The 15,893-nt window shown below is 63.4% G+C and carries 16 protein-coding genes; 7 read left to right on the plus strand and 9 right to left on the minus strand.

The genetic code is table 11. The annotated features are described in order from the left end of the window. The 6 genes from JJJ17_RS11315 to JJJ17_RS11340 form a co-directional block, all read right to left on the minus strand. Window positions 1-309: a hypothetical protein gene (locus JJJ17_RS11315; RefSeq protein WP_234464037.1), complete on the minus strand. Its 309-nt coding sequence runs from the start codon at window positions 307-309 to the stop codon at window positions 1-3. Beyond that, window positions 293-1,345, minus strand: a complete 1,053-nt coding sequence (locus JJJ17_RS11320) for a hypothetical protein (protein WP_200686432.1) — start codon at window positions 1,343-1,345, stop codon at window positions 293-295. The genes JJJ17_RS11315 and JJJ17_RS11320 overlap by 17 nt, the downstream gene beginning before the upstream one ends. Then, window positions 1,346-1,762, minus strand: a complete 417-nt coding sequence (locus JJJ17_RS11325; protein WP_200686434.1) for a hypothetical protein — start codon at window positions 1,760-1,762, stop codon at window positions 1,346-1,348. Beyond that, window positions 1,759-3,246, minus strand: coding sequence for an FAD-binding protein (locus JJJ17_RS11330; RefSeq protein WP_200686436.1), 1,488 nt, complete (start codon window positions 3,244-3,246; stop codon window positions 1,759-1,761). Before JJJ17_RS11330 ends, JJJ17_RS11325 begins: the two co-directional genes overlap by 4 nt. A gap of 258 nt (window positions 3,247-3,504) precedes the next feature. Then, a complete protein-coding gene (locus JJJ17_RS11335) occupies window positions 3,505-4,215 on the minus strand; it encodes a GntR family transcriptional regulator (RefSeq protein WP_200686438.1) in 711 nt (236 codons plus the stop codon). After that, window positions 4,212-5,573, minus strand: coding sequence for a formimidoylglutamate deiminase (locus JJJ17_RS11340; RefSeq protein ID WP_200686440.1), 1,362 nt, complete (start codon window positions 5,571-5,573; stop codon window positions 4,212-4,214). The genes JJJ17_RS11335 and JJJ17_RS11340 overlap by 4 nt, the downstream gene beginning before the upstream one ends. An 85-nt stretch (window positions 5,574-5,658) precedes the next feature. Here JJJ17_RS11340 and hutI point away from each other — a divergent pair, with 85 nt between their 5' ends. The 4 genes from hutI to hutU are packed head-to-tail and all read left to right on the plus strand — an operon-like array spanning window position 5,659 to window position 10,852. Next, a complete protein-coding gene (gene hutI / locus JJJ17_RS11345) occupies window positions 5,659-6,861 on the plus strand; it encodes an imidazolonepropionase (RefSeq protein WP_200686442.1) in 1,203 nt (400 codons plus the stop codon). Further along, entirely contained in the window at window positions 6,854-8,395 is a 1,542-nt protein-coding gene (gene hutH, locus JJJ17_RS11350; RefSeq protein ID WP_200686444.1) for a histidine ammonia-lyase, read from the plus strand. The genes hutI and hutH overlap by 8 nt, the downstream gene beginning before the upstream one ends. After that, on the plus strand, window positions 8,392-9,183 hold the full coding sequence (gene hutG, locus JJJ17_RS11355; RefSeq protein ID WP_200686446.1) for an N-formylglutamate deformylase: 792 nt from the start codon (window positions 8,392-8,394) through the stop codon (window positions 9,181-9,183). Before hutH ends, hutG begins: the two co-directional genes overlap by 4 nt. A gap of 4 nt (window positions 9,184-9,187) precedes the next feature. Beyond that, entirely contained in the window at window positions 9,188-10,852 is a 1,665-nt protein-coding gene (gene hutU / locus JJJ17_RS11360; RefSeq protein WP_200686448.1) for a urocanate hydratase, read from the plus strand. A gap of 13 nt (window positions 10,853-10,865) precedes the next feature. Here hutU and JJJ17_RS11365 read toward each other — a convergent pair whose 3' ends face one another. Beyond that, a complete protein-coding gene (locus tag JJJ17_RS11365; RefSeq protein WP_200686450.1) occupies window positions 10,866-11,051 on the minus strand; it encodes a heme oxygenase-like domain-containing protein in 186 nt (61 codons plus the stop codon). Window positions 11,052-11,115: 64 nt separating this feature from the next. Beyond that, entirely contained in the window at window positions 11,116-11,547 is a 432-nt protein-coding gene (locus JJJ17_RS11370) for an Lrp/AsnC family transcriptional regulator (protein WP_200686452.1), read from the minus strand. A gap of 185 nt (window positions 11,548-11,732) precedes the next feature. Here JJJ17_RS11370 and JJJ17_RS11375 point away from each other — a divergent pair, with 185 nt between their 5' ends. Beyond that, on the plus strand, window positions 11,733-12,884 hold the full coding sequence (locus tag JJJ17_RS11375; protein ID WP_200686454.1) for a type III PLP-dependent enzyme: 1,152 nt from the start codon (window positions 11,733-11,735) through the stop codon (window positions 12,882-12,884). A gap of 37 nt (window positions 12,885-12,921) precedes the next feature. Then, on the plus strand, window positions 12,922-14,001 hold the full coding sequence (locus tag JJJ17_RS11380) for a DUF2235 domain-containing protein (protein WP_200686456.1): 1,080 nt from the start codon (window positions 12,922-12,924) through the stop codon (window positions 13,999-14,001). Here JJJ17_RS11380 and metF read toward each other — a convergent pair. Then, the gene (metF, locus tag JJJ17_RS11385) at window positions 13,998-14,888 is read right to left on the minus strand and encodes a methylenetetrahydrofolate reductase [NAD(P)H] (RefSeq protein ID WP_200686458.1); all 891 of its coding nucleotides are present in this window, start codon (window positions 14,886-14,888) and stop codon (window positions 13,998-14,000) included. The two genes, JJJ17_RS11380 and metF, sit on opposite strands and share 4 nt — an antisense overlap. An 89-nt stretch (window positions 14,889-14,977) precedes the next feature. Here metF and JJJ17_RS11390 point away from each other — a divergent pair, with 89 nt between their 5' ends. Further along, window positions 14,978-15,892, plus strand: coding sequence for a LysR family transcriptional regulator (locus JJJ17_RS11390; RefSeq protein ID WP_200686460.1), 915 nt, complete (start codon window positions 14,978-14,980; stop codon window positions 15,890-15,892). Window position 15,893 lies beyond the last annotated feature (1 nt).

Here is a 15,893-nt window from a genome sequence, read left to right on the forward strand (position 1 = left end):
TCACGAACCCGCCTGTCCCTTTCCAAGGGGCAGGCATCCCGGCAGTCCGGCAGGCAGCACCAGCACCGCCCCGGCCCGGTAAAGCGCCAGCCCAAGCCCCGGCTGATCACTGCGCACCGCAATCCAGAACCGTCCCGCGCCAGCCACGCCCGCACCATCGGGCAATTCCGCCACGAAATCCTGCGCCGGGAAGAACGCCACGGCGCCGGGCGCTGCATCGCTAAACAGCATCACCGCCGACAGCACCCCGATCCAGCCGACGAATACCGCCAGCAGATAGAGGCTCCACCGCCTAATAATCGTGAACATGCTCAAGCGTCAGGCCTTCGCCCGACATCTCTCGCAACAGCGAACCCAGATCCGCCACCTTGACCATGATCAGATGCCGGAAATCGCCATATCCCTGCCGCCTGAAGCTGAAGATCGCCCCCGTGGCCTGTTCCTGACCCGAGATTGCGGTGACCAGAATATCGTCATTCCCGGCGATTTCGACAAAGCCCGCCCCCTCTGCCGCCATCTGCGCCAGCAGATGCGTCAGCTCGCGATAACGCGGCGTCTCGATCTCGATCCCCTCTGGTCGCTGGCCGATCACGTTCACGCCGGGCAGAGCGGCCAGCCGCTCGGCATCGATCCCGGCCACGATCATCCGCAGGGTCAGCGCATCCGCCCCGACCTGCGCCACCGCCTGCGCGATCACTCCGGCATAGGCGGCCTTGCCCCGATATTCCAACCCAAGCGCCAGCCGCCTTTCCCGGTCGCGAAAACCCCTGCCGCCTGTCTCATGCAACTCTGCCGCGCTTTTGGCGAAATCCCACTTATACCACGGCACCTGCTGCAAAAACTCTGCGTAATCCGCCGCTTGCAAGGCCGAGAGATCATCCAAAGGCGCCCGCGTATCCCCCCGGATCCATGTGGCCACCCGGCCCAATGTCTCTTCATAGGCCGCCTTCATCAGCATTTCAGCGGTAAAGCTGACGCCGATTGTATAGACCATCTGCTTCGTCTCCCACGGGAAGCCACCATGATCCCCGGTCGCCTCTGACAAGGCGCAAAGCGACGACCAGAAGCCGCCTATCGAGGACAGATAGCCATAATCCTGCGGATCGCCGGTGGTGATGACACGGGCGTAATCGTCATAGGCATGAACGATATGCCATTCGGGATAGGTAAGCAGCGTCCGCGCCTCGGGCCGACGATCCGTTTCGGGCAGGATCGGGCGATAGTCATCGGCGCGCATATCCGGGCGGCAGGCCAGTTCGACATAACCTGCCGGAGCCAGCAGGCACAGGATCAGAGCCACCAGACCGGCCACCAGCCATAGCAGCTTGCGCAGCAGCCAGCGCATTTAACCCGCGACCCCTTGCCGACCCCATTTCAGCCCGGCGAACAGCGCAAATCCACCCAGAACCAGATGCGGCAGGTTGGCAAGGAACCTGAACAGCGTGAAGGACAGCCCCTCTGCCGGATTGGTGAAAATGCCGAAATCCAGATAGCCATAGCCGGTAAAGAACCCGAAGACTCCGTCGCCCAGATAAAGCGCGCCGAAGATCAGCAGGAAATTCCGCGCGGCGCGCCCGCCCATCACCCCGGCTACCAGTGCCCAAAGCGCCGAGGCGACATGCAGCGCGTCATCGAACAGATCCAGTTCGAAGATGCCGAATGCCAGCCCCTCCTGATCGGTCAGTCCGGGGATATAGTTCAACGAGGCCGCGCCCATCAGAGCGATAAAATAGCCGATGCAGATTTTCTGTATGATGCTCATAGCCGATCCAGATAGCTGTCCCACAGATTGTTGCGGAACAGCAGGCCGGGGTCCAGCGCCCGCTTGGCGGCGGCGAATTCCGGCGCACGGGGATAGGCCGCGGTCAACTGTTCGATCCGCGCATGCGGGCGATAGGGCAGGTAATAGCTGCCGCCGATGGCGATGACACCACCGATCAACTCTTGCGTCAGCCGGGCCATATCCGCCTCGGCTCGCGCGGTCATTTCCTGACTGAAGGACATGACGGCGGCGATCCGGGGAACGGTGGCATAGGCCAGTACGCTGTCAGGGTCACGGTCCACGAACCGCAGCGTGACATTCAGAAATTCCTGATACGAGGCCGGGATCACCTTCCGGCACAAATCGACGAACTCCGCGAACCGCTCGGGTGCGACGAAATATTCGTGCAGAATATCGGTTCGGTCGGGATTGCGGTCGTCCAGCGTCACCACCGGCTCGTTGATCAGGCTGTTTCGTGTCACTGGCCCGGCTCCCAGCAAGGGCCCGGTCGTCGTCTCCGTCCACCAGCGCAGCCGCTTGGCGGGCTCATTGCCCAATTGCGCGCGATAAAGGCGGCTTGCCAGCTTCGCCATCCATCCCGACCCGCTGGCCGGGGGCAGGTTGGTCTGATCGGCAACCGGGCGATAGCTGATCATCAGCGCCTTGTCGAAAAAGCCCGCCCGATCCACGCTCAGCCGCCCATAGGCCATATTCACCTCGGGCTGCTGCAATGTGGACAGGAAGCGCGTCCCGAACTCGGCCGCGGGCATTTCCTCGAAACTCGGTTCAAGCCGCAGGTTCGGCGCGATCTCGACCTCCATCGCGATGATCGCCCCTGTCAGCCCGTAACCGCCCATGGTCATGCGGAACAAATCGGCGTTTTCGTTGCGCGAACAAGTGACCAGATCACCGCCGGGCAGGATCATGTCGAAGGACCGCACCGTCGCCCCCATCGGCCCCTTCGGCACCGGCCAGCCATGCGCATTGACGCAAAAGGTCGCGGCGACGCCGAAATCATTGTTCGACTGCATCACCTTCGGCCCAAAGCCCAACGGGTCCAGCGCCGCGATCACCTGCGACCAGCGCGCCCCGGCATGAACCCGCATGGTTCCCGCCGCCTGATCCACCTCGACCTGCCCATTGTCGAAGGTCAGCGCATGGCCATTGCGTGGGATCGCCTGCCCGCCCATCGAATGCCGCGCCGCGCCGACATTGACCGGACGCCCGGCCGCCCGCGCCTCGGCCATCTCGGACCGGATCGCCTCGATCAACGTCTGATCGGGCGGCTGCTTCAGGATCACATGGCGGTGGACCGGCGTGCGGCTTAGCCCGCTGGCATCGTCAAGATGACCGGCATCGGCCTCGGTCCGCAGGATCGGGTTGCCGTCCAGCACCGGCAGGTGCGGACCATAGCGCGCCGTCAGCCATCCGCCGACAATTGCCCCGCTTCCGAACAAAGCCGCGCGCCGTGTGAATTTCAGCATGCTCAAATCGCCGTTCCGTTGAATTGGGATTCATCCTAATTCTCCAACGGCCTGACACAAGCACCGTTTTGCAGGCCCGCCCCCCTGTAACGCAACACCACCGTTCGCAAGCTGTGTACGCGCTGTGCACATCCTGTGCACGGGCGGTGCACAGGATGTGCGGCCCTGTGTCCAGCATTTGCTGGCCCAGACGCACCCCGCCGTTTCTTCGTTGCAAAAATACCGATTGCAACGCCCGCACCCCGTTGCGCGGCCCGATCAGGGGATCGCGACCATATTGTAGCCCGGTCGAAAGGCCAACCTGACCGAGGTGATCGCACCCAGATCGTTCCAAGTCGTCCGCTCCAGCACCAGCAGCGCGGTGCCCTGCCGCGTCTCCAGCATCCGGGCATCGGTTGCGTCGGCATTCTCGGCCCGGAAGTTCATATCCGCCCGCGACCACGGAAAGTTTCTCACGAGCCATTCGTTGGGATTAAGTCGATTGAAATCAACGCTTTCAACGCCCGGTGCCGCGACTGGATTGATCCAGCGATCCTCGAATTGATAGGGCGCATCATCGCCAAAATGAACGCTCCGCACATGGATCAGCGGGCTTCCCGCAGCCAGCGCCATCCGCGCCGCAACCTCGGGCGGCAGCGGCGCGGTCTTTTGGGCGACAAGGCGGTGGCTATAGACCATCCCGGCCTGTTCGACCTGTTCCCGCACGATCGGAATGGTCAGCGTCGCCTTGCGCGCGGGGTTCACCGCCACATGCGTCCCCGCCCGCCTTTTCCGATACAGCAACCCCTCATCCGCCAGCAATTGCAGGGCTTTGTTGACCGTCGCCCGCGCCACACCAAAGCTGACCGCAAGCTCTGCCTCATCAGGAATCCGGTCCCCCTGCCGCCATTCGCGGTCCACGATCCGGCGTCGAACCTCGGCGGCGATGGCCTGAGCCTTGGAGCTGGAGGGAAGGTCTTTCTCGGTCACATCCGGTCCTGAAGTCTGGAGATCGTTGAGAGATATTCGTGGGTTATTTGTTCCCGATGGATGTGTTGGCCATCTTGCACAACATGCCGCCCCGCAGCCCAGACATCCCGGATCAGCCCGTCATGCCCGGCAAAGATGAAGGAATCCAGCATCGCATCGCCACCACGCCCCGCCATGACCGAATTATGCAGATCAACCGCGACCAGATCGGCCCAAAGCCCCTCACGGATCGCCCCGGTCTCGCGCCCCGCAGCGGTTCTGCCGCCATCCAGCCCGGACTCGTAAAGCACCCGCCCGGTCGAACGCTCTTTCGTCGCCAGAACAGCCCGCCCCCGGTCACGCAACCGCTGGCTATATTCCAGCGCCCGCAGCTCTTCTGCCAATGAAATCCGTATGTTGCTGTCCGATCCAAAGCCAAGGCGACCCTCTGCTCCGGCCCAGATCGTGCCGTTGAAGATACCGTCGCCAAGGCTCGATTCCGTGATCGGACACAGTCCCGCAACCGCCCCGGTCGCGGCGAGGTGACGAGTTTCATCCTCGGTCATGTGGGTCAGATGGATCAGCGTCCAGCAGCTGTCCGGCTGATGATTGTCCAGCAACCATTCGACCGGGCGACGACCTGTGGCGGCGCTGATTTGCTCGATCTCGGGGATTTGCTCGGCCAGATGCATGTGCAGTGGACGACCCGGCCGCAGGCTTTCGCACAAAGCCAACCCTTCGGGCGACACCGCGCGCAGCGAATGCGGCGCAACGCCAATCCCGGCATCGGCAGGCAGATGCGCCAGAACCTTCTCGGAAGCGTCCAGAAGGCGCTGAAATTCTTCAGGCGAGGTTCCAAAGCGGTTCTGGCCGGGCCCAAGCGGGCGCTGGTCAATGCCGCCGAACTGGTAATGCACCGGCAGCAGCGTCAACCCGATCCCGGTGCGGCTGGCGGCGGCGGCGATACGCTCGGCCATCTCGGCGATATTGTCGTAATGCCCGCCGCCGGGCCGGTGATGCAGGTAATGAAACTCGACATTGGTGGCATATCCCGCCTCCAGCATCTCCATCTGCACCAGCGCAGCGATGGCTTCGACATCCTCGGGCGTCAGGTGGTCGAGGAAGCGATACATGATCTGCCGCCATGTCCAGAAGGTGTCGCGCGGTTCCGGGCCACGCGCCTCGGAAAGACCGGCCATTGCGCGCTGGAACGCATGCGAATGCAGGTTCGCCATCGCGGGCAGCAACAGTCCCACCCGCTGACCGACCGGCGCTGCGCCCGTCTCGACCGCAGCGATGCGGCCCTGATCCAGCGTCACGCCGACATTTTCGGCCCATCCATCAGGCAACAACGCCCGCTCTGCCCAAATCCGCTGCATGCCACCATCGCAAAATAAGTTTAGACATAGAGTGTTAATAAGTTTAGACATAGAGCCGAGAATAAATCAATGCCGGATGTCAGGGATGCAGCTTTTCAGCAATGCCGGAATTGCGGTGATGGACGCGGAATCAGGCGGTTATGGCCTGATCGGGCGCGGCGCGCTGGTTGTCGAAGATGGTCGAATCGTCTGGGTCGGCGATGCGGCGGGGCTTCCGGACGGCTATCGTCATCTGACGCAGCACGATCTTGAGGGGCGGCTGATCACGCCCGGTCTGATCGATTGCCACACCCATATCGTCTTTGGCGGCGACCGCGCCCGCGAATTCGAAATGCGGCTTGAGGGTGCAGGCTATGAGGAAATCGCTCGCGCGGGCGGCGGCATCCTGTCCAGCGTCCGCGCCACCCGAGAGGCCACCGAGGATGCTTTGCTGACGCAATCCCTGCCGCGCGTCGATGCATTGCTGGCCGAGGGTGTCACGACGCTGGAGATCAAATCCGGCTATGGCCTCGATATCGAGACAGAGCTGAAGATGCTGCGCGTTGCCCGCCGGATTGGGCAGATACGCAAGGTCTCGGTCCGCACGACATGGCTGGCCGCCCATGCACTGCCGCCCGAATATAAGGACGACCGCGCGAGCTATATCCGCGATGTGGTGATTGCCGGGATGGACCGCGCGCATGCCGAAGGGCTTATCGACGCGGTGGACGGGTTCTGCGAAGGCATCGCCTTTAGCCGTAACGAAATGGCGGCGATCTTTGATCATGCGGCCACGCTGGGCCTGCCGGTCAAGCTGCATGCCGAACAGCTTTCCGATCTGGGCGGGGCGGCGATGGCGGCACAGCATGGCGCGATCTCGGCGGATCATCTGGAATATCTGGGGCCGGACGGCATCAGCGCGATGGCGGCGTCCGGCACCGTTGCCGTGCTGTTGCCGGGGGCTTTCTATACGCTGCGCGAGACCAAGCTGCCGCCGATGCAGGCGCTACGCGATGCGCAGGTGCCGATGGCGCTGGCCACCGATTGCAATCCCGGCACCTCGCCGCTGACCTCGATCCTGCTGACGATGAATATGGGTGCAACCCTGTTCCGCATGACCCCCGCCGAATGCCTGACCGGGGTGACCCGCCATGCGGCCACCGCGCTTGGCTTGGCTGATCGCGGCCAGATTCGCCCCGGCATGCGCGCCGATCTGGCGATCTGGAACGTCACCCACCCGGCCGAGCTGACCTATCGCATCGGCTTCAACCCCCTTCACGCCCGCATCATCGGAGGCGAACTTGTCTGACCTGATCCTCATCCCCGGTGAAACCACGCTTGCCCAGCTTGAACGGGTCTGGCGCGAAGGGCTGGCCGTCCGCCTTGACGACAGCGCCCGCGACGGCATCGCCGCATCCGCCGCCCGGATCGCCGCCGCCGCGAACGGCAGCGAGCCGGTTTATGGCGTCAATACCGGCTTCGGCAAGCTGGCCTCGATCAAGATCCGGGCCGAGGATACCGCGACCCTGCAACGAAACCTGATCCTGTCGCATTGCTGCGGCGTCGGTGAGCCGGTCGAGACGCCGACGGTGCGGCTGATCATGGTGCTGAAGCTGTTATCGCTGGGCCGTGGCGCGTCGGGCGTCCGCCCAGAGGTGATCGCGCTGCTTGAAGGGATGCTGGCGAAAGGCGTCTTGCCGGTGATCCCGGCGCAAGGCTCGGTCGGTGCATCGGGCGATCTGGCACCGCTGGCGCATCTGGCGGCCGTGATGCTGGGCGAGGGTTTCGCCACCTATCAGGGCCACAGGATGCCGGGGGCCGAGGCGCTGGCGATGGCGGATCTGTCGCCGATCGTTCTGGCCGCGAAAGAGGGGCTGGCGCTGATCAACGGCACGCAGGTCTCGACCGCTTTCGCACTGGCGGGGCTCTTCGATGCCTTTGCCTCGGTTCGGGCGGGGCTGATTATCTCGGCGCTGTCGACCGATGCGATCATGGGCTCGACGGCGCCTTTCCTTGAGGAAATCCACACGCTTCGCGGCCATCGCGGTCAGATCCTAGCCGCACAGGTGATCCGTGGTCTGATGGAGGGCAGCGAGATCCGCGAGAGCCATCGTGTCGGTGATACCCGTGTGCAGGACCCCTATTGCATCCGCTGCCAGCCGCAGGTGACGGGGGCCTGCATCGATCTGCTATGGCAAGCGGCGCGGACGCTGGAGATCGAATCGAACGCCGCGACCGACAATCCGCTGGTGCTGACGGCAGCGGATCGCATCGTCTCGGGCGGGAATTTCCATGCCGAGCCGGTGGCCTTCGCCGCCGATCAGATCGCGCTGGCCGTGGCCGAGATCGGCGCAATCGCACAGCGCCGTATCGCGCTGATGGTCGATCCGACGCTAAGCCACGACCTGCCGCCCTTCCTGACCCCCGATCCCGGTCTGAACAGCGGCTTAATGATCGCCGAGGTGACCAGTGCCGCGTTGATGAGCGAAAACAAGCATCTGGCGAACCCCTGCAGCACCGATTCCACCCCGACCAGCGCAAATCAGGAGGATCACGTCAGTATGGCGGCCCATGGCGCGCGGCGGCTGAAGCGGATGAATGCCAACCTGTCGCAGATTCTGGGGATCGAGCTGCTTTGCGCCGCTGCCGGGGTCGAGTTCCGCGCGCCGCTGACCACCTCGGCCCCGCTGCAATCGGTGATCGAGACCTTGCGCGATACCGTCCCGGCGCTGGATCAGGACCGCTACCTTGCCCCCGATCTGGCCGAAGCCGCCGATCTCGTTCGTCAGGGCGTGCTGGTCGCCGCGGTCCCCGGTCATCTGCTGGATGAGGTCCGCGTATGATGCCGGTCGAGGTGACGCAAGGCGACAGCCCGGTCATTCTGGGCCTGCCTCATACCGGCACCCATATTCCCGACGACATCTTCGCCCGCCTGAATGCACGGGGGCAGGTGTTGGCCGATACCGATTGGCATATCCACCGGCTTTATGACGGCCTGCTGCCCGGCGCGACAACCGTGCGGGCGACGTTCCATCGCTATGTGATCGACGCCAATCGCGGACCGAATGATGCAAGCCTCTATCCCGGTCAGAACACCACCGGGCTGGTGCCGCTGACCGATTTCGACGGCGAGCCGATCTGGACCACCGCCCCCACACCTGCCGAGATCGAGACCCGCAAGGCGCATTTCCACGCCCCCTATCACGCAGCGCTTTCCGCCGAGATTGAGCGGGTCAGGGCGCTGCATGGGGTGGCGATCCTTTATGATTGCCACTCGATCCGCAGCCATATCCCGTTTCTCTTTGACGGCACCCTGCCGGATTTCAACATCGGTACCAATAACGGCACCACCTGCGATCCAAGGATCGAGGCTGCCGTGGCGCGGATCACCGCAGCTTCGGGGCGGACATCGGTGCTGAACGGCCGCTTCAAGGGCGGCTGGACCACGCGCCATTACGGCCAGCCCGGAAGCGGCACCCATGCGATCCAGATGGAACTGGCGCAATCGACGCATCTGCAATCCGAAACCCCGCCCTTTGCCTATGACGACGCCAAGGCCGCCGCTTTGCGTGTCACTCTGCAAGACATCCTGACCGAAATCGCGGCGCTGGCCGCCGAACTGAAGGCATGATCCGATGAACAATCCCCGCCATAATGCCCGCGACATCTTCCCCGCCACCGGCACCGACATCACCGCCAAAAGCTGGCTGACCGAGGCGCCCCTTCGGATGCTGATGAACAACCTGCATCCCGACGTGGCCGAGAACCCGCATGAACTGGTCGTCTATGGCGGCATCGGTCGGGCGGCGCGGACATGGCGCGACTTCGACCTGATCGTGGACAGCCTGCGCAAGCTGGAAGCGGATGAGACGCTGCTGGTCCAGTCCGGCAAGCCGGTCGGCGTGTTCCGCACCCATAAGGATGCACCCCGCGTGCTGATCGCGAATTCGAACCTTGTCCCGCATTGGGCGAACTGGGACCATTTCAACGAATTGGATAAGAAGGGTCTGGCGATGTATGGCCAGATGACCGCCGGATCGTGGATCTATATCGGCAGTCAGGGCATCGTTCAGGGCACCTATGAAACCTTCGTCGAGGCCGGTCGGCAGCATTACGACGGCAGCCTGAAAGGCCGCTGGATCCTGACCGGCGGGCTTGGCGGCATGGGCGGCGCGCAGCCTTTGGCGGCAGTGATGGCAGGCGCATGTTGTCTGGCGGTGGAATGCGATGAAACCCGCGCCGATTTCCGGCTGCGGACCCGTTATGTCGATGAGAAGACCCATGATCTGGATGAGGCTTTGGCGCTGATCGACCGCTGGACCAAGGCGGGCGAGGCGAAATCCGTCGCTCTGATCGGCAATGCGGCCGATATCTTCCCCGAACTGGTGCGGCGCGGCGTCCGCCCCGATATCGTCACCGACCAGACCAGCGCCCATGATCCGATCCACGGCTATCTGCCGAAGGGTTGGAGCGTGGCCGAATGGCGGGCAAAGCAGGAAACCGATCCGAAGGCGGTCGAAAAGGCGGCGCGGGCCAGCATGCGCGACCACGTTGCGGCGATGGTGGATTTCTGGAACGCCGGCGTGCCGACACTGGATTACGGCAACAACATCCGGCAGGTCGCGCTGGAAGAAGGGCTCGAGAACGCCTTCGCCTTCCCCGGCTTCGTGCCCGCCTATATCCGCCCGCTTTTCTGCCGCGGCATCGGGCCGTTCCGCTGGGCGGCTTTGTCGGGCGACCCCGAGGATATCTATAAAACCGATGCCAAGGTGAAAGAGCTGATCGACGACCCGCACCTGCACAACTGGCTGGACATGGCGCGCGACCGGATCAGCTTTCAGGGCCTGCCCGCCCGTATCTGCTGGGTCGGTCTGGGTCTGCGGCACAAGCTGGGGCTGGCCTTCAACGAGATGGTCAGAAACGGCGAACTGAAAGCGCCCATCGTCATTGGCCGCGACCATCTGGACAGCGGCAGCGTCGCCAGCCCCAACCGCGAGACCGAGGCGATGCGCGACGGCAGCGATGCTGTGTCAGACTGGCCGCTGCTGAATGCGCTGCTGAACACGGCGTCCGGGGCAACCTGGGTCAGCCTGCATCATGGCGGCGGCGTCGGCATGGGCTTTTCGCAGCATTCCGGCATGGTGATCTGCTGCGACGGCAGCGCCGATGCCGACAAGCGTATCGCCCGCGTGTTGTGGAACGACCCGGCAACCGGCGTCATGCGCCATGCCGATGCGGGATACGACATCGCGCTGGACTGCGCGCGAGAGCATCAGTTGAACCTGCCCGGTATCCTCTAAAGGCCGCCCGGGTTCAGCGCGGTGGTTGCAGATTGTTGTCTGCCAGATGCTGAACCCGTGCGAAACCCGCGTTGGCCCCTGCGATCACCCCGGCCCCTTCTGAACTGTCCAACGTGACGGCGTTCAGGCCATCCTTGAAGGCGCGGCCCTCGGGCGCGTCGGCCAGATGGCGGGCGCCGTATTCCGCCGACAGTCCCATCTTACTGACGCGGGACGATACGCAAACGATCCGCAGCAGTTGTCTGCCCAGCCGCAATTCGCGCTTAGACCGCGCGATCAAGCCGGGTCGAGAGATGAACCAGACTTTCCAGCGACCGCACCCCCTCGATCACGCTGATCCGGTCCAGAACCTCGTCCAACTCGGCGGTGGAGTTCGTGGACAGGTGCAGCAGCAGGTCGATCCGACCGCTGGTCGTATGGATGCGCTCGATCTGCGCGATGGCTTTCAGACGCGACAGGATGCCAGCCTGACTGCGCGGCTCTATCGCCAGCAGAACCGAGGCGCGGATGCGGGATGTCCGTGCCGTCTCGCCCAGACGGATGGTGTATCCGGCAATCACGCCGGTCGTTTCCAACCGCTCAAGCCGCGCCTGAATGGTCGAGCGCGCCACCTTCATCCGGCGCGCCAGAACTGCCAGCGATATTCGCGCGTCCTGAGACAGATGGGCAATAATGGTGCGGTCAACGTCGTCCAAAGCGCAAATCCCGCCGGTTTCGTGAAAATGTCATCATTTTCGTCATATTAACGACAATATACGGCGTTTCCACTCTTTTCATCGGTCGGTTTGGAACTCAAAAGCGCGTCTTCTGGTTCGTGCTACCAATCCTTGGAACATAGCCCGGACAAGAGGCCCCTCACATGAATGAAAGGACACCCTCAATGGGAAACATGAAGACCGTCTGGGACAATCCGGCCGAGATCATTAGACATCTTCAGCCCGAAAATCCGGTGATGGTGTTCGCACCGACAGTGTTGCAGGCGCGTGCCCGCAGCTTTGTCGAAGGGTTTCCCGGTCTGGTGACCTATGCCGTCAAATCGAACCCGGAAGAGGCCGTGATCGAGAATCTGGTGACGGCTGGCATTTCCGGTTTTGACGTGGCCTCGCCTGCCGAGATCGATCTGATCGGTCGCATGGCCCCGCGCGCGGCTCGCCATTACCACAATCCGGTCCGCTCTCGCGCCGAAATCGCGCAGGCGATCGAGGCGAAGATTCTGGCATGGTCGGTGGACAGCCGGTCCGAACTGGACAAGCTGCTGGATGCGGTGCCGGTCGAGTTTGACGGCAAGGGGGTCGAGATCTCGCCGCGCTTCAAGCTGCCGGTGATGGGCGCAATTTATGACTTTGGCTCGAAGTTCGGGGCGACACCGGAATATGCGGCCGAGATGCTGAAACTGGTCGCGGATCGCGGCTATATCCCGTCGCTGACCTTCCATCCGGGCACGCAATGCACCGATCCTATCGCGTGGGAAAGCTATATCCACGTTGCGAAGGAAATCTGCGACATGGCGGGGGTGAAGGCACATCGGTTGAATGTCGGCGGCGGTTTCCCGTCGCACCGCGTCGCCGGGGTCGAGCCGGACCTGACATCGATCTTTACCGAGATCGGCGAGACCGTCGCGGAAAGTTTTGGCACGGACGCACCGGATCTGGTCTGCGAGCCGGGCAGGGGGCTTTGCGCCGATGCCTTCTCGCTGATCACGCGGGTCAAGGCGGTGCGCGACGGCATGGCGGTGTTCCTGAATGACGGCGTCTATGGCGGGCTGGCCGAACTGCCCATCGTCGGCAATCTGGACCGGATCGAGGTGCTGGACCCGCAGGGCCGACCGCGTGGCGGCGATGTGACGGGCCGGATCATTTTCGGGCCGACTTGCGACTCGGTGGACCGGCTTCCGGGTGAGTTGCCGTTGCCTGCTGACGTGGTCGAAGGCGACTATGTCATCTTCCACGGCGCGGGCGCCTATTCCGTCGTGACCAATACCCGCTTCAACGGTTTTGGTGCGATGGGCCACGCGACCGTGATGAATCTGTAGCAATCTTTTGCTTAGCTTTGCGTGTTAGCGTCTGGTCATGGACCAGATTCGTACGCCCAATATCCATGTGGTGCTGATCGACGGCACCTTCGCTTCGCTGGCCGATGGTCAGCGAAGCTCTATCGGGCGGATCTACCGGCTGTTGCGGGCACAGGTGGGATCGTTGCGTGGGGCCCGGCTGCGGTTTCATTATGGCTTGGGCCAGCAATGGAACCGCTGGCACACGCTGACCGATCTGGCGATGGGCCGGACGCTCGAGGTACAGATCAGGGATGCCTATGGCTGGCTTGCCTCGGGCTATCGGCCGGGCGATCTGATCTTTTTCTTCGGCTATTCGCGCGGAGCTTTTGCTGTCCGCTCGCTAGCCGGAATGATCGGGCGGGTCGGTCTTCTTCGCCCCGATGTGGCGACCGAACGGAATGTGCGGCTGGCCTGGCGCTATTACAGCGAGGGCGGGTCGAAAAAGGCCATCGGCGCATTCCGCCGACGGCGCTGTATGCCCAACATTCCAATCCGCATGGTGGGCTGTTTCGACACGGTGATGTCGCTCGGCCTTCGGTTGCCGCTGCTCTGGATGCTGACCGAGCCGCGCTTTCGCTTTCATGACTACCAGCTTGGCCCCGATGTCGAATATGGCCTGCATGCTTTGGCGCTGGACGAGACGCGGGCAGCCTTTGCACCGCTGTTATGGGAGGGTGAGCCGGGGCGGATCGAACAGGTCTGGTTCCGCGGGGCACATCCCGATATCGGCGGGCAGCTAAGCGGGATGGAGTTTGCGCGACCGCTGGCGAATATCCCGCTGGTCTGGATGCTGGACCGGGCCGAGCATTTCGGCCTGCCGCTGCCCGAGGGCTGGCGCGACGGTTTTCCCTGCGATCCCACCGCGCCGCCCATCGGCACATGGCGCAACTGGGGCAAGGCGTTTCTGGCCCGCGCCCCCCGCGTCGCAGGCACGAATGCGTCAGAGACGCTGCACCCCTCGGTCGCGTTGCCCTATAGCGGGCCTGCGATTCTGGTGGGGGAACTGGCTGGGGACAAGAAAGAGCCCGCCCGTCGTCGCCGTCGTCCGGCAAAGGCCAAGCCGTTGTCGAAAAAAGCGCGGGGCGGAAGGCCTTAGGCCACGTTTTCCAGATTGCGCGTAGGCTTCACACCCAAAGCGTTGCAGACTTCCAGCGTCAGTTCTGGGCGGTTCAGCGTGTAGAAATGAAGCTGTTCGACTCCGCCCGCGATCAGATCATTGCACAGCTTGATGCAGGTATCGGCGGCCAGCTTGCGTTCAGCCTCGGGGCCATCCGCGGCGGCGGCAGAGAAAGCCTCTTCCGCCCAGAAAGGAATATGCGTGCCGCAGGCGGCTGCAAAGCGCCTTGTCCCGGCCCAGCCCTGAATCGGCAGAATGCCCGGAATCACCGGAGCATCGATCCCCGCCGCCGCACATTTATCACGGAAACGGAAAAAGGTTTCAGCGTCGAAGAAAAACTGCGTCATCGCGCTTGTCGCGCCTGCATCGATCTTGCGCTTCAGCCACGCCACATCGGCATCGGTATCGGGGCTGTCCGGGTGCGGCTCGGGATAGGCGCCGACGCGGATGGTCATGTCGCCCCGCGCCGCGATCGCCTCGATCAGCTCGATCGAGCTGGCAAAACCATCGGGATGCGGGGTGAAATGCGCCTGACCCTTGGGCGCGTCGCCGCGCAGAGCCACGATCTCGCGGATACCGGCATCGGCATAGGCCTGCACGATCTCCATCGTCTCGTCGCGGGTCGCCTCGACGCAGGTCAGGTGCGCCGCAACGTCCAGCCCGTAATGGCGGTTGATCGTCGTCACCGCCTCGTGCGTCAACTGCCGCGTGGTGCCGCCCGCGCCATAGGTGACCGACACGAAATCAGGCGCCAAGGGGGCCAATGCCCGCGCGGTTTCCCACAGCCGGAATGACGCATCGAGCGTCTTCGGCGGGAAGAACTCGAAGCTGATCCGGGGCGTGGTGTCGGAAACGGGGCGCGACATGACGATTCCTTTCATTTGGGCCCTTGTGTCATACGATAACGGATGAGACAAATTCATAATCCTCATGATCAAGTTGAATTCGGCTCACCATGCACCTTGAACTTCGCCACCTTCGGACGGTCCACGCGATCCATGAACAGGGCGGGTTGGCCCGTGCGGCGGATGTGCTGAACATAACACAATCCGCGCTGTCGCATCAGATCAAGGCGTTAGAACAGCAGGCGGGCGTGGAATTGTTCGTCCGTCGTGCCAAGCCCATGCGCCTGTCGCCCGCCGGAATGCGGCTGTTGCGGCTGGCCGAGCAGGTCTTGCCGCTGGTCGGCGCCACCGAGGCCGAATTCAAGGGTGTGGAGCAGGGTCGAATCGGGCGGCTGCATATCGCCATGGAATGCCACGCCTGTTTCGACTGGCTTTTGCCGGTTCTGGACATCTTCCGCCGCACCTGGCCCGAGGTCGATGTGGACATTCGCCAGCGCCTTGCCTTTGGCGCGCTGCCCGCGCTGATGCGGCAAGAGGTGGATATGGTGATCTCATCCGACCCCGATGAAATGGCCGGGATCGCCTATCAGCCGTTGTTCGACTATGCGCCGACGATGGTGGTGCCAGCCGGGCATCCGCTGGTCGAAAAGGGCTTTGTCGAACCTCAGGATTTGGCGCGCGAGACGCTGATCACCTATCCGATGGATCGGGCGCGGCTGGACGTGTTCAGCCAGTTCCTGATCCCGGCGGGGGTCGAGCCTGCCCAGCGGCGGACGGTCGAGTTGACCGATGTGGCGCTGATGCTGGTCGCTTCGGGCCGGGGGGTGGCGGTGATGCCCGATTGGGTGCTGCGGCGGCAGTCCGCCAATCCTGAACTGTCGATGCTGCCTCTGGGGCGCGGGGGTATTCTGCGCAGGCTCTATGCCGCCGTGCGCGAAGAGGATCTGGGTCAGCCTTATATGGCCCATGTCTTGCGACTGGCGCGGACAGAGCCGCTGAGAATGCTGCGCGGCGCGGCGGCTTGAT

The sequence above is a fragment of the Paracoccus caeni genome (genome assembly GCF_016629665.1).
Taxonomy (GTDB): Bacteria; Pseudomonadota; Alphaproteobacteria; order Rhodobacterales; family Rhodobacteraceae; genus Paracoccus; species Paracoccus caeni.